A 21,131-nucleotide genomic window follows, 5' to 3' on the forward strand; every position below is an offset into this window, starting at 1 on the left:
AAGGGCGAATGACTGTTAAATACCTCAAATTTTTTAGCTGCTTAGTCTTGATTGCTGGTAGCTACTGCCTGCCTCTTGCGGCCAAGATCAGCGTAAAGTCGCTGCCGATTCAGCTGGAGAGCTGTGAGCGTGGCGAATGCGTCGATCATTTCAAGGAATATAAGACGCTGGCCCGTTATGGTCATTCCGATGCTATGTACACCCTGGCCGAGATGTACCGTCTGGGCTATGGCACAGAGAGCGATATGCGTCTATCCACTAAGTGGTATCGCCGCGCCGCCAAGTTAGGCAACCCTTTTGCTCAGTACAAAGCGGCCATCCTCTATCTACAGGAGGGTGAGAATCAGGATATCGACAAGGCGATGCGCTACCTGCGAGACGCCAACCGCGCCGATCTTAACGAGGCGGCTCATCTGTTGGGAATGCTCTACGTAGATGGCGAGTTGGTGGAGAAGGACAAGGTGAAAGCCAAGGACTACCTGACTAAGGCCTATGAGGCGGGTCATGAGCCGACACTTAACCTGCTGGCCGAAGTTAGTGAGGTGGCCCTCGAGGTCAAGCGCCAGTCCAAGGTGGCGCCGGTTACGGCCCTGAGTCAGGCCGCTCCGACAGATGAGATGGAGGTGATCGAGGTACGCGCCCCTAGTCTGGAAGAGGTCTTTTCCTACCACATCGCCACTTTACGTGCTCGTGTGCCCGATGGCATCAGCAGTACGGGCACCTCGCTGCGGGGGCGTACCTGTGGCGAGATGATCTCCTGTAATACTCAGGAAGACAGAGAGCGTATTCGCGATTTTCTCATGTCCACCTGGTAACGGCTCAGGTCGCTCTATCACTTAACAATAATAAGGAATACACGTGATAAATAAATGGATTGCTGGTGTTATCTTACTGCTCGGCAGCGGCCTGAATCTGGCTCAAGCCGCCCAAGTGGAGACCCTAATGGTCAAGGCGCCTGGCGTCGACAAGCCGATGGCCTTTCAGGTAACCCTTCCACCTAGCTATAGCAAAAATACCGACAAGCGCTATGTGCTGCTGTTCGACTTTCATCCCCGGAGTCGTGGTTATCTGGAGGGGATGCATGATTGGATGAGCCACAACGGCGACTGGCCCTGGCTGGAGACCATCATCGTCACCGCGCCCGATGGTGATCAGGCCTTAGGTAAGCTGAAAGAGCAGGCGATCGAGCAGGAGGGCAACACGGCGCTGCTGGATTTCATGGCGCAGTCGCTGCTGCCCGCCATCGATGCCAAGTATCGTACCAATGGCTTTCGCATCATGAACGGCTTTACCGGCAATGCGGGCCTGGTGCTCTACACCTTGCTCAACCGCCCCGAGCTGTTTAATGCCTACCTGGCTGCTAGCCCTGTGTTGAGTAACGACTTTGCCTATGTGATGAAGTCGGCCGCCCAGAAGCTTGAGCGTATCCAGGGTAAGCCGCGTTATCTGATGTTGACTACCAGCGACAGCGATTTCGAGCAGCGTCAGCTGGCGGACTTCGCGGCCCTGGAGGCGATCCTCAAGACGAGTAATCATCCGGCGTTGCACTACCAGGTGAAGCGCTTCGACGGCACCTATTACATGACGCAGCCGATTCTGGCGACCGCCTATGGCATAGAGTGGCTGTTCGACGACTACCATCGGGTATTGGCGCCAGATTCTAAGATAGCCCGCGGCGGCGTGGCTACGATACTCGAGCATTATCGCTATCTGTCCGAGCAGAAATATGGCTTTGCCGTGCCCTCCACAGACTCGCTGATCGCCCTGGCCGATGCTGAGTTTGCCAAGGATAAAGACAAGGGGTTAGCTGTTTATCAGGCGGCTGTGAAGGCCAATCCAGAGTCCCACAGCGCCCACGACGCCCTGGCCCGCGCCTATGGCGAGCTACAGCAGTTTGATTTAGCCGTGGCGCAGCAAAAGCTGGCGCTGGCCAAGACAGATCACCCCTTCTGGACGCGCAAGTACAGCGAGAGCCTGGCGGCGCTCGAGGCTAAGCAGGCGCACTAGTCAGCCTCAATATTCAATACTTTCCTCTAGCCAGCATCTGCCCTCTTTTGGTGCAGCTGCTGGTGCGTTTGGGCGCAGCCAAGATCGATCTCTTGCGTTCATCTGGTCGGTTTGAAGAGTTGTAAGCCCCTATCATGACAAGGTTTTCGCTCATGCCGCCATGCTTACCCCGTGTCTCGCCCTTGCCTTCACTCTAGCCAATGGGATTGGCGTCATAGTTGCAATGCTCTGAAGAGTTACCTTTGGAGACTAGTCTATGGCGGCAATGAGTTATCTAAGCGTTATTGAGCGTTACCATGAACATGAGCAGTTGGTCAAAGAGCTGCTGGAGTCGATTCTGGTGGGGATAAGTGACCCGCTGATGTTGTCCGACCCCGGCTTTCGGGTGCGCGCCATGGCGGAGATCGCCAACTGTTATCCCTTTGTCGAGCTGCTGTATGTGCTCGATGGCGATGGGATGCAGATCAGCGATAACGTGGCCATAGTTAATCGTGTGGTGCAGGCCATCCCGGTAGGGCGCAACCTGAGCCGCAGCCACAGACCCTATTTTTCTAAGGTCGAGGAGACCCAGCGCCTCAAGATCACCACGCCCTACCTTTCTAACGCCAGCGGTCAGCTCTGTCTGTCGGCCTCCTATCGAATCGAAGACGATAGCGGCCGCGGTTTCATCATAGTGGATATCAACCTCACCCGGCTGATCGAGTTTATGATGGGCGATAGGGCCAGACGCCGCGCGACCCCCCTGTTTAAGGGGGTCTATACCACCTTGGTCATGGGGCTGTTTATCATGGTGCTGGTGTTGATTGGCATGGCCGCCGCGGATATCGGTGGTCTGCTGTCTCAGGGGGCGGTGCCCAGTGGCTCCATCAAGCCCTTTAGCATCATCATCTTCATCACCCTGGCGCTGGCGGTGTTCGACCTGGGCAAGACCATACTCGAAGAGGAGGTGTTGATGCACAAGGATATCTTTCGGCACAGCTCGACCCGGCGCACCATTACCCGCTTCATCTCTACTATCTTGATCGCCATCTCCATCGAAGCCCTGCTGACCATGTTTAAGGCCTCGCTGGGGGAGGTGAAGTATGTGCAGCCGGCCATCGGCATGATGTTCGCCGTGGTCGGCCTGCTGGTGGGGCTGGGGATCTATGTGTTTCTCGGTGCCAAGGCCGAGTTGTTGCTCAAGCAGCGCAATGGCAAGCCTTAGGTCCTTAAACCTTAGTCCTTAAACCTTAAACCTTAGGCGACAGGTTGCAGAGCTGAGGCGTCTGCCTGGCGAGCACAGGGACGTCTGTTGGATAACCCAATACTGAGTCAAAAACTCCTTCACGGTGGAGCCCTGCACCTTAAGCTGTTGATCCTTTTCCTCAGTAGATCGATGTGAGTTAACTGCTGTTTATTTGCGAACAATAGGCGTAGTTTAGGGCTAAGGTCTATTGCCTGTGAGGTTTAGCGAGTCATGGTTAGTGATCTGGTGTTAACGTCTGAAATCACCTGTCCCCATTGTGGACATATTCGGCAGGAGACTATGCCCACCAATGCCTGCCAGTTCTTCTACGAGTGCCAAGGCTGCCATAAGCTGCTTAAGCCTTTACCCGGCGACTGCTGCGTATTCTGCTCCTACGGCACGGTGAAGTGCCCCCCAGTGCAACTTGGGCAGTGTTGTCAGGGGAAGTCTTCTTGAAGCTATTTCTAGTCGCATTTTTATCACTTAAAGCAATAGGCAATAGCTACCGATGAGCTGGAGTATTCCCATTTCCACCGCGTTTACTAATGAATTTGTTAGTCGAGTGGCTACTGTTACTAAGGAGTTTATATGGCTTGGACTTGCCAAAATTGTATGACAGAGATTGATGATGACGATTTCGAGGTTTGTTGGAATTGTAGTTGCGAGAGAGGAAAGACGATAACAAAGGTTAACACGTCATTGGATTGCTTACGCTGCAATACGTCATTGACCTTTATCAGTACCAAAGAGTTTCATGAAGGAGTACGCTGGGGCATATTGGGAAACCTAGCAGAGTTCTTTGTGAACAAAGAAAGCTTGGATATGTTTGCCAGTAAAAGTTGCGGTAAAGTCGAATTCTTCCTAGCTGGCTCTCAAGAAACCACTTAAATACTAGCGAGTCTACCCCAATTTTTCACCCATTAAGCCCAATCGAAGAGATGAAAGACTAGGTGTAGATACGGCAGAGACCCTCGAAAACAGGGATGTTTTCGTGGAGCGTATAGGGACATATCCACAGCGTGTCGATGCCGTGTCTGCACATGAGCCTGCGGCAGGCAATTGATCACCGAGACGTTATGGTGAACTTTAATCTAAGCAAATTTCATTGTCCTGCAGGCCAACCCAAACGATGAGTTCGCCTCATCGCTCAGGCGGCCTAACATCATTATTGATGAGCCAGGTTCCCGTTTTTCACCACTTCCTTACACACATCCACCCCATAGCTGTAGGCGAGGGCGGCGGGGGTGGTGATATCCCACAGGCAGAAGTCGGCTTGCATGCCGACCTTGAGTACGCCGACGGATGCCTCGACGCCCAGCGCCTTGGCGGCGTTGCGTGTCATACCTGCCAGGGCTTCCTCTGGAGTGAGGCGGAACAGGGTACAGCCCATGTTGAGCATCAGCAGGCTCGAGCAGAGCGGCGACGAGCCTGGGTTGTAGTCGCTGGCCAGCACCATGGGCACCTCGTATTGACGTAGCAGGTCGATAGGCGGCATCTGGGTTTCCCGCAGGAAGTAGAAGGCGCCGGGAAGCAGGGTGGCGCAGGTGCCGCTCTCGCTCAGTGCCTTAACGCCCGCCTCATCCAGATATTCGATATGATCCACCGACTTGGCGCCCAATTTGGCCGCCATGGCCGAACCGCCCAGGTTCGACAGCTGCTCGGCGTGCAGCTTGATATCCAGTTCGGCCTGCTTGGCCGCGCTAAGCACCCGCTCTGTCTGTGCCAGGCTGAAGGCGATGTTCTCGCAGAAGACATCGACGGCATCGGCCAGCCCCTCTTGGATCACCGCGGGTAGCATCTCATCGACCACCAGATCTACATAGGCGTCGCTGTTGTCCTTGTACTCGGGCGGGATGGCGTGGGCGCCGAGGAAGGTGGTCTTCACATCCACATGGTGATGCTTGCCCAGTTCGCGGGCGACCCTGAGCAGCTTGAGTTCGGTTTCGGTATCCAGGCCATAGCCGGATTTTATCTCGACCGTGGTCACCCCCTCCTTGGCGAGGGCGTTGAGGCGTTGGCGTCCCAGCTCGAACAGCTCGGCCTCGCTGGCCTCGCGGCAGGCCTTGACCGTGCTGATGATGCCGCCGCCGGCGCGGGCGATCTCTTCATAGCTGGCGCCTTGCAGGCGTAACTCGAACTCGTTGGCGCGGTTGCCGGCAAACACCAGGTGGGTATGTGCGTCGATAAGGCCGGGTGTGAGCCAGCCGCCCTTGCCCCTGTAAACCGGCGTTGACAACACATCGAACTCGGGCAGCTCGCTGCGGGGACCCATCCAGGCGATCTTCCCCGCCTTGACGGCGATGGCGGCATCGGTGATCGCACCATAAGGCGCTGAAATTTCAGGGTCCATAGTGGCGATGTTGACGTCAATCCAAACCTGATCCCAAGTCATTGTGTATCCCTCAAGTGGCGCGCCCCTCTGAGGGCGGCAATAAATTTGTGTGAGCTAGCTTGTATTTACTTGTATATACAAGCTAGGATTATAGCGGTAAATTTCAGCATTTGAAAAGTGTAATCGAGTTTGCGGCTATGTCCGGGGCGATAGCAACCCGGCAGCCCACAAGGAGCGGAGATGGCGACGCCTAAGTTTGCAGAGATCAAACAGTTCATTCTGACAAAGGTGGAATCTGGCCAGTGGCAGCAGCATAGCCGCGTGCCGTCGGAGAACCAGCTGGCCGAACTCTTTGGCTGCAGCCGCATGACGGCGCGGCGCGCCCTGACCGAGCTGACCGAATCTGGGGTGCTGGAGCGCTCTCAGGGCCTGGGTACCTTTGTGGCCGGGCTGAAGTCTCAGTCTTCCATGATGGCGATCCGCAACATTGCCGACGAGATCAAGGACAGGGGCCATGGCTATAGCGTCAAGCAGCTCGAGCTGACCCGTGTTCGCGCCACGGCGCCCATCGCCATCTCACTGGGGCTGGAGGAGGGCAGTGAGGTGTTCTACTCGGTGTTGGTGCACTGCGAGCAGGGGACACCGCTGCAGCTGGAGGAGCGTTTCGTTAATCCGCAGCTGGTGCGCGACTACCTAGATCAAGACTTTAGCCTGCAGACGCCCCACGAATACCTCTCCTTGGTGGCGCCACTTACCGAGGCCCGCCACACCATAGAGGCTGTGGTGGCCGACGAGACTCAGCGCGCGCGTCTGCAGATAGAATCTAGCGAACCTTGCCTGCAGATCCTGCGACGCACCTGGTCCCGTCAGGGGGTGGTGAGTTTCGCCCGCCTGCTTCATCCGGGCAGCCGTTTCCGCCTCGGTGGACACCTGACCTTTAATCGCTAGTCGGCGCAACAGATTTCGGGACCGCCTGTTCCCTCAGTAGCCAATAGGTTGCGACAGGTAGTAAGTCACAGATAAACATAAAAATAATGTCATCGAGACAAGCACAATTGAGGTAAGCAAGAATGGATAAGAGACACGACCCAAGCCGTCGCATTATCGCGCCACATGGCACCACGCTGAGCTGTAAGAGCTGGCTCACCGAGGCGCCGATGCGCATGCTGATGAACAACCTGCACCCTGATGTGGCCGAGCGCCCGGAAGACCTGGTGGTCTACGGTGGTATCGGTCGTGCGGCGCGCGACTGGCAGTGTTACGACAAGATAGTAGAGGTGCTACAGCGCCTCGAAGAAGATGAGACCCTGCTGGTTCAGTCGGGCAAGCCTGTGGGCGTGTTCAAGACCCACAGCAATGCGCCGCGCGTCATCATCGCCAACTCTAACCTGGTGCCACACTGGGCTAACTGGGAACACTTCAACGAGCTGGATAAGAAGGGCCTGGCCATGTATGGCCAGATGACCGCGGGTTCTTGGATCTACATCGGCTCACAGGGCATAGTTCAGGGCACCTACGAGACCTTCGTGGCCATGGCCAAGCAGCACTTTGGTGGCGATGCCAGCGGCAAGTGGATCCTCACCGGCGGCCTGGGTGGCATGGGTGGCGCGCAGCCACTAGCCGGTACCATGGCAGGCTACTCTGTACTGGCCTGTGAGGTGGATGAGACCCGCATCGATTTCCGTCTACGTACCCGTTATGTGGACAAGAAGGCCACTAGCCTGGATGAGGCGCTGGCGATGATCGACGAAGCCAATAAGAGCGGTAAGCCTGTGTCTGTCGGCCTGCTGGCTAACGCCGCCGACGTGTTTGCCGAGCTGGTGGAACGCGGCATCACCCCAGATGTGGTAACCGACCAGACCTCTGCCCACGACCCACTGAACGGCTACCTGCCACAGGGCTGGACATTAGAGTATGCCGCCGAGATGCGTAAGAAGGATGAGGCGGCCGTGGTCAAGGCAGCCAAGCAGTCGATGGCGGTGCAGGTGAGAGCCATGCTGGCCCTACAGGCGGCTGGCGCGGCAACCACTGACTATGGTAACAACATTCGCCAGATGGCGTTCGAAGAGGGGGTGGAAAATGCCTTCGACTTCCCCGGCTTCGTGCCAGCCTATGTGCGTCCACTCTTCTGCGAAGGCATAGGTCCCTTCCGCTGGGCGGCGCTCTCTGGCGATCCGCAAGATATCTACAAGACAGACGCTAAGGTTAAGGAGCTGATCCCAGACAACCCGCACCTGCACAACTGGCTGGACATGGCGCGCGAGCGCATCGCCTTCCAGGGGCTACCGGCGCGTATCTGCTGGGTCGGCCTGAAAGACAGGGCGCGTCTGGCCAAGGCCTTCAACGAGATGGTGAAAAACGGTGAGCTGTCGGCGCCTATCGTGATCGGTCGTGACCATCTGGATTCTGGCTCGGTTGCCAGCCCTAACCGTGAGACAGAGTCTATGCTGGACGGCAGCGATGCGGTATCGGATTGGCCGCTGATGAACGCCCTGCTGAACACGGCAAGCGGCGCTACTTGGGTTTCGCTTCACCATGGCGGCGGCGTCGGCATGGGCTTCAGCCAGCACTCGGGTGTGGTGATTGTTGCCGACGGTACCGACGAGGCCGAGGCGCGTCTGGGCCGTGTGCTGTGGAACGATCCGGCCACAGGCGTGATGCGTCATGCCGATGCGGGCTATGAGATTGCCAAGCAGTGCGCCAAGGAGCAGGGTTTGGACCTGCCGATGCTTGACCTTTAAACAAATAATAAAAACAAGAGGTTGAATAAATGAGTCATCTAGTATTAAAGCCGGGCACCCTGAGCCTGGCGCAGCTGAGAAGCATTAGCCGTGGCAAGGTGAGCCTGGAGCTGTGCGAGAGTGCGGTCGCCGATATTAACACCAGCGCGGGTCTGGTGCAGAAGGTGATTGACGAAGGCCGCACCGTCTACGGCATCAACACAGGTTTCGGTCTGCTGGCCAACACTAAGATTGGCGAGGAAGATCTGCAGCTGCTACAGCGCTCTATCGTGCTGTCTCACGCCGCCGGTACCGGCCAGTACATGCAAGATGCCACCGTGCGTCTGATGATGGTACTGAAGATCAATTCACTGAGCCGCGGCTTCTCAGGCATTCGTCTCGAGGTGATCAACTTCCTGATCGCCTTGGTGAACGCTGAAGTCTATCCATGTGTGCCCGAGAAGGGCTCCGTGGGCGCCTCGGGCGACCTAGCTCCACTGTCGCACATGTGTCTGCCGCTGCTGGGCGAGGGTGAGATGAGCCACAAGGGGCAGATCATCTCTGCCGCCGAAGGCCTGGAGATCGCCGATCTCAAGCCGATCGAACTGGCCGCCAAGGAAGGTCTGGCGCTGCTTAACGGCACCCAGGCGTCTACCGCACTGGCGCTGGAAGGCCTGTTTAACGCCGAAGACCTATTTGCCGCCAGCTCTGTTATTGGCGCCATGAGCGTCGAGGCCGCCATGGGTAGTCGTAGTCCGTTCGACCCACGCATCCATGCGGCGCGTGGTCAGAAAGGACAGATCGACTCGGCCGCCGTGTTCCGTCACTTACTGGGTGAAGAGTCTGAGATCAGCCTGGATCATGTGAACTGTGAGAAGGTGCAAGATCCATACTCGCTGCGCTGTCAGCCACAGGTGCTGGGCGCCTGTCTGACCCAGATCCGTCACGCCGCCGAGGTGCTGGCCACAGAGGCCAACGGCGTAACCGATAACCCATTGGTATTCCAGGACACAGGTGACATCATCTCAGGCGGTAACTTCCACGCCGAGCCTGTCGCCATGGCATCGGATAACCTGGCGATTGCCATCGCCGAGCTGGGTTCTATCGCCGAGCGTCGTATCGCCCTGCTGATCGACTCTAACCTCTCTAAGCTGCCACCATTTTTGGTGGAGAACGGCGGGGTGAACTCTGGCTTCATGATCGCTCAGGTGACGGCGGCGGCTCTGGCCTCTGAAAACAAGACCTACGCCCATCCTGCCTCGGTAGACAGCCTACCGACCTCGGCTAACCAGGAAGATCACGTCTCTATGGCGACCTTCGCGGCGCGCCGTCTGCGTGATATGTCGGAAAACACCCGTGGCGTGCTGGCGGTCGAACTGCTGGCGGCGGCCCAGGGGCTGGATTTCCGCGCTCCGCTGCAGCCCGCGACTGCCGTGGCCAAGGCCAAGGCCGAGCTGCGTGAGGTGGTGGCCTACTATGACAAGGACAGATTCTTCGGTCCGGATATCGAGGCGGCTACGGATCTCTTGCTGAGCGCTAGCTACAACGCATATCTGCCAGCGGGCGTGTTACCTAGCCTGTAGTGTTTATGCCGTGGAAAAAAGGGCCTTAGGCCCTTTTTTATTGCGCCTAGACTCGCTAGCTTAAGTGCTAATACATATAGACCTAGTACATAAGTCTGTGTTGCCATCTATCCATCGGGCCGTTAGCGTAGAAGGCCGCTAACGCATAAGATCGCTAACGCATAAGATCGCTAATGCATAAGACAGCTAATGAATAAGACAGTTTGATGAGGAGAATGCCATGCAGGGAATCGCTTTTCAGGATGCCTACCCAGATGACTTGAGCCACTGCTATGGCTGTGGTCGCAACAATGAGCTGGGTCATCGACTCAAGAGTTACTGGCGCGGCGAGCAGACCATAGCCCGCTTTACCCCCGAGCCCTTTCATACGGCGATCCCCGGCTTCGTCTATGGTGGCCTGATCGCATCCTTGATCGACTGTCACGGCACGGGCAGTGCCAGCGCCGCGGCGCAGCGAGCATTAGAGCAGGCGGGCGAGCAGTTAGATGAAGCGCCGCGCTTCGTCACCGCCGCCCTCAACATAGATTATTTGGCACCGACCCCCATGGGAGTCGAACTCGAGCTAATTGGCGAGATCAAAGAGGTGAAGCCACGCAAGGTCGTAGTGGAGATAAGCCTGTCGGCCGCCGGTAAGGTGTGCGCCCGAGGTCATATGGTGGCGGTTAAGATGCCAGAGACCATGGCCGCCGTGCCCGCATAACAAAACAGGCCACTAGGGCCTGTTTCTACTTTCTACTCGATACTCACGCCGTCGTTAGCGCGAGCTCATGTCGATAATCTTCAGCGTCATTAGCTCCTTGCTCCACTGGGCCTTGTCGACGCCTTCGATCCAGAAGGTCTCGCTGTTGCGTGTCTGCCCCTTACGCAGATAGGTCTCGGGTACGCGGAAGATCGCCTGCCAGACGTTGACCGTCTCCGTCTTGATCAGCTCACCGGAGTCGGCGAACAGGCCTATCTCCATCTCGATGATTACATAATTTTCTTCGCTGTTGCTGCTGAGCTCGAAGTTGAGTCCCAGACGTCCCTTGTTGTCCCACTGACTCTTGAGGTAGCTCACCTTGGCGCCGCCCTTGGCTGTGGCTCTGAGCAGGTTGGCGTGATCCATGGCCGATGCCGTCATGGCACCGCCCACTACCGGGCCGCTAGCAATTACTACGGGTTGTAACTTGGCAGCCTGAGCGACGGCCTGGCTGGCTTGTTCTGCCTCTGTACTCGTTTGAGTCTGGACTGTCTCTGTCGTCGTCTGGCTTTCTGTTGTCGCCTTGCTAGCCTGCGGCGTCAGGAACACATATTCCCAGGTAAAGTCGGCGTTGAGTCTGACGGTGGCGCCATTCTCCAGGGTGATCAGGGCGACGGCATCATCAGCCTTATCGGCTGCAAAGGCGGGAGCCACCAGGAGGAAGAGTGCCATGATGGCGCAGCTTTGTAGTGCTTTATACATTGAATTTAACCAGTTTTAGCGGTTTGTCTGTGGTCACTAGCATAGTCAAACTCGGTGGAAATTCCTATATGCCGAGATCGCGAATAGGGGATTTTAGTTGCTATAGCCCAGGCTGAAGAGCGCCGACTCGCTGGCGGAATCATAGCCTAGGCCCAATACCAGATGACGACCCACCCGGTAGCGTACACCGAGCTCGCCGCCCCAGCGGGTGTCTCGCTCCGTCTCCCAGGTGGGCTTGCCGCCGACGATACGCGGCGAGATATTATTGGTGTAGGAGTATTCATGGGTGTAGGCGCTGGCGCCGCCATAGAGACTGAGATGGTCTGTGAGTCCATAGCTAAGGCCGAATCGCCACAGCTTGTCCTGGGAATAGGCCTCGCTGGGTGCCTCGACGGCGATGTCGCGCTTCTCACTCTGGGCATAACCCAGATAGTAGCCCCAGTTGGCGTAGTTCCTGTCATAATGGCTCGGCGCCAGGGTGATGCCATAGAGGGAGGAGTAGGCCGCAAGATAGTCCAGTGTGATGGCCGTCCTGGGGCTGGGACCTTGCTGTTGTTGGTCTGCGGCCATCAGGGGGCTGGCAGCGATGAGCAGCACCGCGCCGAGCAGAGGCTTTAACATAACTTTCTCCTTTCTAGGGGCTGTGATTTTTTCGGTTTCATTTTTGTTCAATCTCAACGGGTTTTGCTCAAGGCGTGAGCCGTGAATGACGAACAAGGATGAGATAGACGCGTTGAGATGAACCCCTTGGGCTGCGCCTTGTATCCATCAGCTGCAAACTGCCGCAAAAACAGATAGGAAAGGTCAACAGGCCCTAGGTACAATGGATTGTTGAGAATCTCTGTATTACAGTCAATTGGATAGGCTAAAATAGCTTTTAAAATAGGTAGTTGTATCGCTTTTGTTGGTGTGCTGAAATGGCCTTGTTGCATGGTCTTTAGCGGTTTTATCACCTAAGGTGAAATAGCAAGGAGAGAGAATTTTGGATCAAGACTTACGCTCGCAGGTGTCGCTCTGGTTGACCCACTTTGGCATAGATAGTCCAGCGGATGGAGTATCGACCGGCATCATGGTGTTTGCCTGTCTGCTGATCGCCTTCATAGGTTATGTGGTGGTAAAACGCGGTGTGGTGAGCACCATGAACATAGTGATCCAGCGGTCTAAGGTGCGTTGGGACGATATCTTCATGCAGCATAGAGTGCTGGAGAAGCTGGCTAAGCTGGTGCCCGCGCTGATCCTCAACATCCTGCTGCCGCTGGCGTTGGTGGAGCATCCGCTGCTCAGCAGCCTGGCGGACAGACTGCTGGATGTGGCGATCGTTATCCTCTTCGTGCGCGCCGTCTTCAGCGTGCTGGACGCAGGCAACGAGATCGCCGACGTCAACTTGATCAGCCGCCGATTGCCGATCAAGAGTTTCGTGCAGCTGCTCAAGCTGTTCATGTTCTTCGTCGCCATCATCATATCCATCTCGGTACTGGCCGAGCAGTCGCCGGTCTACTTCCTCAGCGGCCTGGGTGTCGCCACGGGTCTGGTGATGTTGGTGTTTAAGGACACCATATTGGGCTTCGTGGCCGGCATTCAGCTGGCGGCCAACCGCATGGTCAGCCCGGGCGACTGGATCCAGATGGATAAGTATGGCGCCGACGGCGCGGTGGAAGAGGTCTCTCTGACCACGGTCAAGGTGCAGAACTGGGACAAGACCATCACAATGATCCCCGCCTACGCCCTGGTGTCCGACGCCTTCAAGAACTGGCGCGGCATGTCTGAGTCGGGCGGCAGGCGTATCAAGCGGGCGGTGAATATCGATATCGACTCCATCGCCTTCCTCAATGCCGAACAGCTCAAACGCCTAGGTAAGATAAACCTGTTGAAGGACTACCTGGCGCGTAAGCAGGCGGAGATCACCGAATTCAACGCCAATATTCAGGATGGTGACATGCCGGTGAACAGCCGCAACCTCACCAATGTCGGTACCTTCAGGGCCTATCTGCTGGAATATATGCGTAAACATCCTAAGGTGCATCAGGAGATGACCCTGCTGGTGCGTCAGCTGGCGCCGACCACCGAGGGACTGCCGATCGAGATCTATATCTTCACCAACGACACTCGCTGGGCGGCCTATGAGGATATCCAGGCGGATATCTTCGATCATATCTACGCGATTCTACCCCAGTTTAACCTGCGCGCCTTCCAGGCACCGACCGGCGCCGATGTTCGCAGTCTTAAGGGTTAGTCTCGGGTAACCAGTATGGCGGCCAGGGAAAGAAACACGCCGCCGCTGGTGCGGTCGAACCAATGCAGGCGGTTGCTGGCCCTGAGTTTGGGCGCCAGCACATTGGCCATGCTGGCGTAGATCATCACAAAGCTGAAGTCCACCAGGGCCCAGGTGAGCGCCAGTATCGCCAGCTGAGGCCCCTGGGGCGCCGTGATATCGATAAATTGCGGAAACAGGGCGCCGAAGAAGAGCAGATCCTTAGGATTGCTGATCCCCACCAGGAAGGCCTCTTTAAACATCTGTTTCGGCGACCCCTTGCCCTTGATATGTTGCAGGTCCAGCCCCTGTGCGCTGGCCTTGGTCAATATCAACTTGATCCCCAGGTAGATGAGGTAGGCCGCTCCGCAATATTTGAGCAGGGTAAAGCCATACTCTGTGGCGCTCAGCAGGGCACCCAATCCGGCGGCGGAGGCAAACATCAGCAAGAGGGCCGAGCTGACACTCCCCAGGGCGGTCGCCAGGCTACGTACCTTGCCGAAATGGATCCCATGGCTCATGGACAATACCGCCATGGTGCCGGGTGAGATGGCGATCAGCAGGATAGCCGCCAGGTAGAGTAGCCAGGTATCTAAGTTCATCTAAAGATTGTATACAAAATGGTGTGTGGTCGCACTATAACCAGTGCGACCGGATTTGGCAATGTGCGGCGACCGATTGACGCCGCACATTGCTAGGCCCTAGGCGTGGTAGTCGGGGATGGCTTTGGCGTGGCGGCCTTTGATGCTGCGGTAGAAGTCGAGGATCTGCGGCATCTCCTTGTCGATATCGCCGGTGACGCTTATTGCCTCGGGGATCACCACTCGCTTACCGGCGAAATCCAGCGCTACCGTGACTATGGGCACCTGTGCCTTGCTGGCGATATGGTAGAAGCCCGTCTTCCAGCGTGTGACCGGGCTGCGGGTACCTTCAGGTGCCAGGGCCAGCTTAAACTGGGGGTCTTGTTGAAACAGCTGCGCCACTGCATCGACCAGGTTGTTGCTCTTGCGGCGATCGACAGGGGTGCCGCCGATGGCACGGAACAACCAGCCCCAGGGGGGAATAAACAGCTGATGCTTGCCGAGGAAGTGGATCTTCTGTCCCAGGGCGCCCCGGGCCAATACGCCTATGATGAAGTCCCAGTTGCTGGTATGGGGGCCGACGATGGCGATATATTGAGGCGCCTCGGGGAGGCGACCGTCTATGGTCCAGCCGCTGAGTTTGAGAATTGCTTTACACAAAGATTGAAACATAAATTAGGCTCTACTGAATCGGTCTAACGAGGCATTTTTATAGGGAAGATAATGCCTTACCATTATTATATACTATACCCTAATGCCTCCCATCTGGAGATGATGATGCTTAAAAATGGATTGATTTTACTGATCTTGCTGCTGGGACTCCCGGTGCAGGCGGTGCCGACGGACGATATTGCCAATATTCTGCGCCAGCAGGAAGCCGCCTGGAATCGCGGCGATCTGGATGCCTACATGCAAGGCTACTGGCAGAGCGACAAGATGCGCTTCGTCTCAGGTAATAAATTCCGCTATGGCTGGGCCGAGACACTCGCGGCCTACAAGAAGAACTATCCCGATAAGGCTACCCTTGGCCAGCTCAAGTTCACCATAGAAGAGACCAAGATGCTCAGCAACTATGCCGCCATCGTCGTTGGTCGCTGGCAGCTGACCCGGGTAAAAGACAAGCCGAACGGCGTATTTACCCTCTTGGTGGAGAAGATAGATGATAAGTGGGTGATCACTCACGATCACTCGTCGGATTAGGCAAATTCCGGCGATTCACTATCCGTGGCGGCCTCATTCTCGGGGCCGGCTGCAAACTTAAATACCTGTTTGCCCAGGTTTCTTCCCTTACCGTCATACCTGACCTCGATAAACTCGCATCTGCCCTGCTTGTCACGCAGGAAGATAGAGGTCGAGCGGGTGCCATATTCCGGATGCTTGATGTAGATAGAGGAGAGCAGACGCTCCCACTCCAGGGCGACACCGGTTTGTGGCAGATCTTCATCGGGCGCCTGTCGCTCGTCGGTCATTATGGTCAGCAGGGCCTGAATGTCTATCTCGCCGCTTCGGCCGATCTCCTGCTCTAATGCCTGTGTCCCCTTGGCCATCTTGGGCCAGATATCGTCCAGGGCGCCGTTGCTGATGGCATGAAAGCCTGGTGACAGCGGCTTCACCGTCTTGCTGATGCTGTGATAGCAGTAGAGATCCAGGTCTTTGCCGAACAGCAGATTGAAGGGGTTATAGTGCTGGCTGTGCTCCATGAGCCAGGGTGTGGTCAAGCTCTGGGATTGTGTCAGCGCCCTGATCACCAGATCGCCCCGACTATGGCGGTTGGCCTCGTGCAGCTCGGGGGCACGAATATTGGTGAGCGCGGCGATCTCGCCTTGTCGATTCACCCCGAGCCAGCTGCCACCGGCCTCGAGATCTTTACCCGCCAGCAGTTGCTTGTCCGGCGGCCAGAAGTGCGCCGGCTCCGTGGGCCTGTGGTGAAACTCGTCCCGGTTAGCACAGAGGATCAGGGGATACTGGGGATGTACGTCCAGGGCGACGAAGAGAATACACATGGATGGCTCCAGAGGGGGCGTTTGTCTTAACTTAGCCCCCCGCGGCGAGAAAAGCTATCCCTTACTTAATGCTGACCGTGCTCGTGTTCGTGGTGATGTGTGTGCTTGTGCGTATGCCCGTGTTGATGCTCATGGCTGTGATTATGCTCATGGCTGTGAGCATGGGCCTTAGGTTTCCAAAGCATGATGCGAGCCATAAACTTACGCGGACCCAGCCGTAGCAGGCTGGCGGCAAACAGTATGGCGACCAGGGCCAGACTCAGCTGGTTGATCGTCTCAGGCAGGCTGAGCAATAGGCTCCACTCAGGGATTAACCAGTGAGTGCCCAGCAGGCAGAGGCCGATCACGCCGGTGAGTGCCAGGCGTTGTGTCCAGTCCATCAGCTTGAGCTGCGACAGGTTAAACACGGGGGCCGCCAGCAGCACCAACATCACCGCCTCCATGGTCCAGCCACTGTAGGCCAGCGCCAGGGCCAGCACCGCGCCGCCTAGGTTACAGAAACGCATCGGCAGAAGCAGCAGGAGCAATACACCCACCTGCACCAGGGGTGAGGTGAGGGGCACAGACGGATGGCCGATCAGATTCGCAAGTATCAGGCTGAGGATAATCCAGGGGGCGCTGCGATCCACTAGGTGGGCGAAGCCGAAGCGCCAGGCCGAACCCGGTAGCCCCTGATGGGGATCTGTCGGTTCGACTCGGGTCATGGTGAGTAAGATCCCCACGAGTGTCAGGCCGATCAGCTGGATCAGTGCCAGGCTAGGCCCCAGCAGCAAGAGGGTGATCACCAGGGCTTCAGGTCCCGCCAGGCGTTGCAGCCAGCGCTGGCTCAGGCGCTCATGGTGAGGCGACAGGCCAAACAGATAGCGCGTCGCCGCCAGGCTATAGCTCAGCAGCAACACGGGAGCCAGGGTCAGCATCCAGTCGAGCAATTGTTCGCTGCTGTGGCTATGTTCGTGATGGTCATGGCCGCCGGAGTCGAACGCCAGCAGCACAAACAGCAGGGCGATACCCAGCAGGCTACCGATGCCGGCCTGATACTCATACTTGCCCTGTTTGTCATCAACGATGTGGCCATGGGGCTGATGCAGCACCACGTGTAGAATCGAGCCGGTGACGAAGGCCTGTAGATAGACTGTGTTGTCCAGACTCAGCTGCGCCAGTAGCTGTTCGCCGGCAAAATAGCCCACGCCGGTCAGCAACATCATGCCGCCCAGTACGATGGAGGCCCAGCGACTGCCAACCTGAGGCTTAAGCAGCCACCATATCGCCAGCCCTACGGGCAGACGATGCAAGATAACCCCCAGGGCCAGCAGGCTGGAGTTGCCGTCCTGTTGGGCCAGCACCATGGCGCCGCCATCCGTAAGGGTATGCAGCAGCAGGCCGCCAATGCCCAGGGTGAGGGTCAGGTTGTGGGTGACCTCAGAGTAGCGGTGAAACAGGCGCTCGCTCAGGGTGGGTCCCCAGAGGCCGACGACCACAAATAGCAGGGAGAGAAAGCCGCCGTGTTCCAATAACTCGGGCAGAATATGGATCAGTACCAGGCCGCCCAGGGAGACGAAGATGAAGCCATCCAAGCCTTTATGCAGACCTGTCCCCGTCGTAAAGAAACGATAGAAGAGTGGGCCTAGCAGGAGTGCAATACAACTGGCGACAAGATAGTACATATACGTGTTAACAAGGGAGCCTAGAAAGCCAGCTAGTATATCAGTCTTATGTCTGCCAATCGAACAAATAACCTGAGCGGCAAAAGAATTTACATGGCGTGTTTTGGACGGTGTGCCCGGTGATGGTTGAAAATCCTTGGCCTAGTGTCGATTTTGTTATCTTAGCTACTGATTAATATTGTCATTAAGTTATACAATATAGATTCAACTTTTGACGAATATTGAGTTATGGATATCTTTTCTGCTGCGGTAATGTTGTTTTTGATCATGGATCCCCTGGGGAACTTACCCATTTTCGCCTCGATTCTTCGTCATATCGAACCTAAGAAGCGGCGCAAGGTGTTGGTACGCGAACTGCTTTTCGCGCTGATCATCATGATGCTCTTCCTGTTCGCCGGTGAGGCGATTCTCAGCTTCCTGAACCTGAGATCTGAGTCGGTTAGCATAGCCGGCGGCATCATACTCTTCCTGATCGCCATTAGGATGATCTTTCCACAGCCCGGCGGCGTGGTGGGGCTGGCGGCGGGTGAAGAACCCTTCATAGTGCCCATGGCGATCCCCCTGATGGCGGGTCCGTCCGTGTTGGCGGCGCTGATCCTGCTGGCACATACCGACAGTTCTCGCATGCTGGACTGGACCCTGGCACTGTTTGCCGCCTGGGCGGCCAGCGCCGTGATTCTGCTCTTCTATAAGCTGTTTACCAAACTCCTGGGCGAGAAGGGGCTGACCGCGGTGGAACGTCTGATGGGCATGGTGCTGGTGATGATCTCAGTGCAGATGTTCCTCGACGGCGTGGCCAAATATATCGCCCACGCGGCATAAATCGACCCGAGGATTAGGCGGCGCCGAAATCGTCGCCGCTCACCTTAGCCCTGTGCTCCTCTCAGCCCTGTGCTTAGTCGTGGCCCTAGGGTCTGAGGCGCGACGGTTCTGCTTGCATCTGTGAGTCGACTCTGGGAATATTTGAATATTGTATTCAATTCACCCTTAAGTGATCTCATGACGCGTCTGCTTGCACTATTTTTTCGCCGCTCCCTTCTGTTTTCCCTGTCACTGCTTGCCACCGTATCTTTTGTCTCTATGGTGCAGGCCAGCGAAGCTAGCGAAGCATTTAATTATCGCGATCTGCTCAATTATCGGGGAACGCCCAGCACCATGGAGCAGCGTGACCAGCAGGGTAACCTAACGATTCCCGCCGTCTACATGGATCAGGGGGCCTGGCATGGCTTTCATCTGCCCGATACGCCGACTCACTATGGCAGTTTCACCGGCCCGCTGTTTATCGCCCAGGAGTACAGCCTGCACCTGAGCGATAGCCTGCAGCGGCTGCAGCTGATCTCGGGGGAGACGGGTCAGGGGGTGGATCTGGCCAAGGCTGAAAGAGTGGAGATCTATAGCGAGCCCTGGGGATTGGTGCAGCGCTTTGGTTTCGCCGAGTTTGCACTCGAAACCTCCTTGGCCTATAGCGATAAGCGCACCGCCATCATCTCCACCAAGCTGACTAACCTGAGCGATACGCCGCGAGCTTGGCGACTGAGCTGGTCGGGCAGCCCCTTCACCAGCCATCCTAAGCTGGCCCAGTATCGCCTGATCGACAAGCGACTGTTGTCCGAGCGCGCCGTCACCTGGCAGTTTACTCCTATCGACCAGACCTGGCAGATACAGCTCGATGATGCCAGCTATCGGCTGCAGTTTGAGCAGGCGGTAACCATATCGACCCAGGGTTCTCAAGGCTATCGCGCCGACAGCCAGGTGTTGACCCTGGCGCCGGGAGAGACTGTGACCCTGCGCGCGGCCCAGCGTTATTTTCATACCCAGGCCGAGGCCAAACGTGCCGGCGAGCTGGACTGGGCTCGGGTCTCCGAGCAGCTAGCGGTCAATCAGGCTCGTTGGCACAATCGCCTCGATAATTTGATTCGCGGCGGCGACCCTAAATCTAGACGCCTGGCGGCTAAGAGCATGATGACCCTGCTGCACAACTGGCGCAGCCCGGCGGGCGCTTTGTTGCATGACGCCGTCACCCCGTCAGTGACCTACAAGTGGTTTAACGGTGTCTGGGCCTGGGACAGCTGGAAGCAGGCGGTGGCGCTGGCGCATTTCGACGTGGCGCTGGCCGAGTCGAATGTGCTGGCGATGTTTGACTATCAGTTTGATGTTGAGGACCCGCTACGTCCCGAGGACGCGGGCAACCTGCCCGATGCCATCTTCTATAACGCCGATGCTAGTCGCGGTGGTAAGGGGGGTAACTGGAACGAACGTAACGGTAAGCCACCACTGGCGGCCTGGGCCGTGTGGCAGATCTACCAGCAGAGTCATGACAAGGCCTTGATTGCCAAGCTCTATCCCAAGCTGGTCGCCTACCATGAATGGTGGTATCGCAACCGGGACCATAACCGAAATGGGCTGGCGGAATATGGCGCCAATCGTCATCCTCGCCATGGCGAGCCGGGTAAGCCAGACAGCGAGGCGGTGATCGAGGCGGCGGCCTGGGAGTCGGGCATGGATAATGCGCCGCGTTTCGACATGAATGACCAGCTCAGGGTGCTGGAAAACTATGACGATGAGGGGCGCCTGTTGGGCTACTCCATCTCTCAGGAGTCTGTGGATCTCAACAGCTATCTGTATGCGGAGAAGGGCTATCTGGCGCAGATGGCCGAGGTGCTGGGGCTGGAGAGCGAGGCGGCCGCCTGGCGGGAACAGGTCGGGTGGCTGGGGGAGCTGATCCGCAGCGAGTTCTTCGATCTGCAGAGTGGCTTCTTCTACGACAGGCGCCTCGATGGCGAGGATTCGCGTCTGATGATTGCCGAGGGCAAGGGCGTCGAGGGTTGGTTGCCGCTGTGGGCAGGCGCTGCTAACAAGGCTCAGGCGGAGCGGATGATCGCCAGACAGCTTGGTCCAGAGAGCTTTGGAACTCTGATCCCTTTTCCTACCGTGAGCGCCGATAATCCTGCCTTTGCCCCGAGACGCTACTGGCGCGGCCCTGTCTGGCTTGATCAGGCGCTGTTTGGCCTGCAGGGAATCTCCCGTTATGGCCATGATGGGCTGGCGCGGCGCCTGGCGACTCGGCTGGTGAATGAGGCGCAAGGGGTCATGAGCGATGCGCCCATACGGGAAAACTATGATCCGCTGACGGGAGAGGGTCTGCACTGCAGCAACTTTAGCTGGTCTGCCTCGATGCTACTGCTCATCTATCGCGGCTGGCTCGGCGGCGATTAGACGCTAATACCTCTTTAGTGAAAAATAGCATGTTTGCTCTACTCTACAGGGGAAAATACTGTTAATGTCTTGTAGTGGACCTTGGGTGTTGTTGTTACGCTTGCCGCT

19 protein-coding genes are annotated in these 21,131 nt (G+C 56.9%); 12 read left to right on the top strand and 7 right to left on the bottom strand.

What is annotated here, in order from left to right; genetic code table 11:
• Positions 1-8 precede the first annotated feature (8 nt).
• The 4 genes from DB48_RS07965 (at position 9) to DB48_RS20405 (ending at position 3,688) form a co-directional block, all read left to right on the top strand.
• Complete coding sequence (locus tag DB48_RS07965) at positions 9-815, top strand: tetratricopeptide repeat protein (RefSeq protein ID WP_041509769.1); 807 nt, start codon at positions 9-11, stop codon at positions 813-815.
• Positions 816-858: 43 nt separating this feature from the next.
• Entirely contained in the window at positions 859-2,007 is a 1,149-nt protein-coding gene (locus DB48_RS07970) for an alpha/beta hydrolase-fold protein (RefSeq protein ID WP_041509770.1), read from the top strand.
• A 256-nt stretch (positions 2,008-2,263) separates the two neighbouring features.
• Positions 2,264-3,211 carry a PDC sensor domain-containing protein gene (locus DB48_RS07975; RefSeq protein ID WP_041509771.1) on the top strand — a complete coding sequence of 316 codons (948 nt, stop codon included), beginning with the start codon at positions 2,264-2,266 and terminating at the stop codon, positions 3,209-3,211.
• A 252-nt stretch (positions 3,212-3,463) separates the two neighbouring features.
• Positions 3,464-3,688: a GDCCVxC domain-containing (seleno)protein gene (locus DB48_RS20405; protein WP_082035608.1), complete on the top strand. Its 225-nt coding sequence runs from the start codon at positions 3,464-3,466 to the stop codon at positions 3,686-3,688.
• A 709-nt stretch (positions 3,689-4,397) separates the two neighbouring features.
• Here DB48_RS20405 and hutI read toward each other — a convergent pair.
• On the bottom strand, positions 4,398-5,624 hold the full coding sequence (gene hutI / locus DB48_RS07985; RefSeq protein WP_041509773.1) for an imidazolonepropionase: 1,227 nt from the start codon (positions 5,622-5,624) through the stop codon (positions 4,398-4,400).
• A gap of 180 nt (positions 5,625-5,804) precedes the next feature.
• Here hutI and hutC point away from each other — a divergent pair, with 180 nt between their 5' ends.
• The 4 genes from hutC (at position 5,805) to DB48_RS08005 (ending at position 10,567) form a co-directional block, all read left to right on the top strand.
• A complete protein-coding gene (gene hutC, locus DB48_RS07990) occupies positions 5,805-6,512 on the top strand; it encodes a histidine utilization repressor (RefSeq protein WP_041509774.1) in 708 nt (235 codons plus the stop codon).
• A gap of 122 nt (positions 6,513-6,634) precedes the next feature.
• A complete protein-coding gene (hutU, locus tag DB48_RS07995) occupies positions 6,635-8,305 on the top strand; it encodes a urocanate hydratase (protein ID WP_041509775.1) in 1,671 nt (556 codons plus the stop codon).
• 29 nt (positions 8,306-8,334) lie between these two features.
• The gene (gene hutH, locus DB48_RS08000; RefSeq protein WP_041509776.1) at positions 8,335-9,867 is read left to right on the top strand and encodes a histidine ammonia-lyase; all 1,533 of its coding nucleotides are present in this window, start codon (positions 8,335-8,337) and stop codon (positions 9,865-9,867) included.
• Positions 9,868-10,087: 220 nt separating this feature from the next.
• The gene (locus tag DB48_RS08005) at positions 10,088-10,567 is read left to right on the top strand and encodes a PaaI family thioesterase (protein ID WP_041509777.1); all 480 of its coding nucleotides are present in this window, start codon (positions 10,088-10,090) and stop codon (positions 10,565-10,567) included.
• A gap of 54 nt (positions 10,568-10,621) precedes the next feature.
• Here the strand turns inward: DB48_RS08005 and DB48_RS08010 are convergent, their stop codons facing one another.
• Both DB48_RS08010 and DB48_RS08015 read right to left on the bottom strand, forming a co-directional pair.
• Positions 10,622-11,308: a DUF3157 family protein gene (locus DB48_RS08010; RefSeq protein ID WP_041509778.1), complete on the bottom strand. Its 687-nt coding sequence runs from the start codon at positions 11,306-11,308 to the stop codon at positions 10,622-10,624.
• Positions 11,309-11,401: 93 nt separating this feature from the next.
• Entirely contained in the window at positions 11,402-11,929 is a 528-nt protein-coding gene (locus DB48_RS08015) for a TonB-dependent receptor (RefSeq protein WP_041509779.1), read from the bottom strand.
• A 361-nt stretch (positions 11,930-12,290) separates the two neighbouring features.
• Between DB48_RS08015 and DB48_RS08020 the strand changes: the two genes are divergently transcribed.
• Positions 12,291-13,541: a mechanosensitive ion channel family protein gene (locus tag DB48_RS08020; protein ID WP_041509780.1), complete on the top strand. Its 1,251-nt coding sequence runs from the start codon at positions 12,291-12,293 to the stop codon at positions 13,539-13,541.
• On the opposite strand, the gene DB48_RS08025 is transcribed toward DB48_RS08020, so the two are convergent.
• Positions 13,538-14,161 (bottom strand): LysE family translocator, encoded by a 624-nt coding sequence (locus tag DB48_RS08025; RefSeq protein WP_041509781.1) that lies wholly within the window; start codon positions 14,159-14,161, stop codon positions 13,538-13,540. The genes DB48_RS08020 and DB48_RS08025 overlap by 4 nt on opposite strands.
• A 99-nt stretch (positions 14,162-14,260) precedes the next feature.
• Positions 14,261-14,812 carry a lysophospholipid acyltransferase family protein gene (locus DB48_RS08030; RefSeq protein ID WP_041509782.1) on the bottom strand — a complete coding sequence of 184 codons (552 nt, stop codon included), beginning with the start codon at positions 14,810-14,812 and terminating at the stop codon, positions 14,261-14,263.
• A gap of 105 nt (positions 14,813-14,917) precedes the next feature.
• Between DB48_RS08030 and DB48_RS08035 the strand changes: the two genes are divergently transcribed.
• Positions 14,918-15,340: a YybH family protein gene (locus DB48_RS08035; protein WP_041509806.1), complete on the top strand. Its 423-nt coding sequence runs from the start codon at positions 14,918-14,920 to the stop codon at positions 15,338-15,340.
• On the opposite strand, the gene DB48_RS08040 is transcribed toward DB48_RS08035, so the two are convergent.
• The gene (locus DB48_RS08040) at positions 15,337-16,143 is read right to left on the bottom strand and encodes an NRDE family protein (protein WP_041509783.1); all 807 of its coding nucleotides are present in this window, start codon (positions 16,141-16,143) and stop codon (positions 15,337-15,339) included. The two genes, DB48_RS08035 and DB48_RS08040, sit on opposite strands and share 4 nt — an antisense overlap.
• A 65-nt stretch (positions 16,144-16,208) precedes the next feature.
• The gene (locus tag DB48_RS08045) at positions 16,209-17,807 is read right to left on the bottom strand and encodes a hypothetical protein (protein ID WP_041509784.1); all 1,599 of its coding nucleotides are present in this window, start codon (positions 17,805-17,807) and stop codon (positions 16,209-16,211) included.
• 228 nt (positions 17,808-18,035) lie between these two features.
• Here DB48_RS08045 and DB48_RS08050 point away from each other — a divergent pair, with 228 nt between their 5' ends.
• Together DB48_RS08050 and DB48_RS08055 are read left to right on the top strand one after the other, a co-directional pair.
• On the top strand, positions 18,036-18,629 hold the full coding sequence (locus tag DB48_RS08050) for a YhgN family NAAT transporter (RefSeq protein ID WP_041509785.1): 594 nt from the start codon (positions 18,036-18,038) through the stop codon (positions 18,627-18,629).
• 177 nt (positions 18,630-18,806) lie between these two features.
• On the top strand, positions 18,807-21,023 hold the full coding sequence (locus DB48_RS08055) for an MGH1-like glycoside hydrolase domain-containing protein (RefSeq protein WP_082035609.1): 2,217 nt from the start codon (positions 18,807-18,809) through the stop codon (positions 21,021-21,023).
• Positions 21,024-21,131: the final 108 nt, after the last annotated feature.

This window comes from Shewanella sp. cp20 (assembly GCF_000832025.1).
In the GTDB taxonomy this organism is placed as follows: domain Bacteria; phylum Pseudomonadota; class Gammaproteobacteria; order Enterobacterales; family Shewanellaceae; genus Shewanella.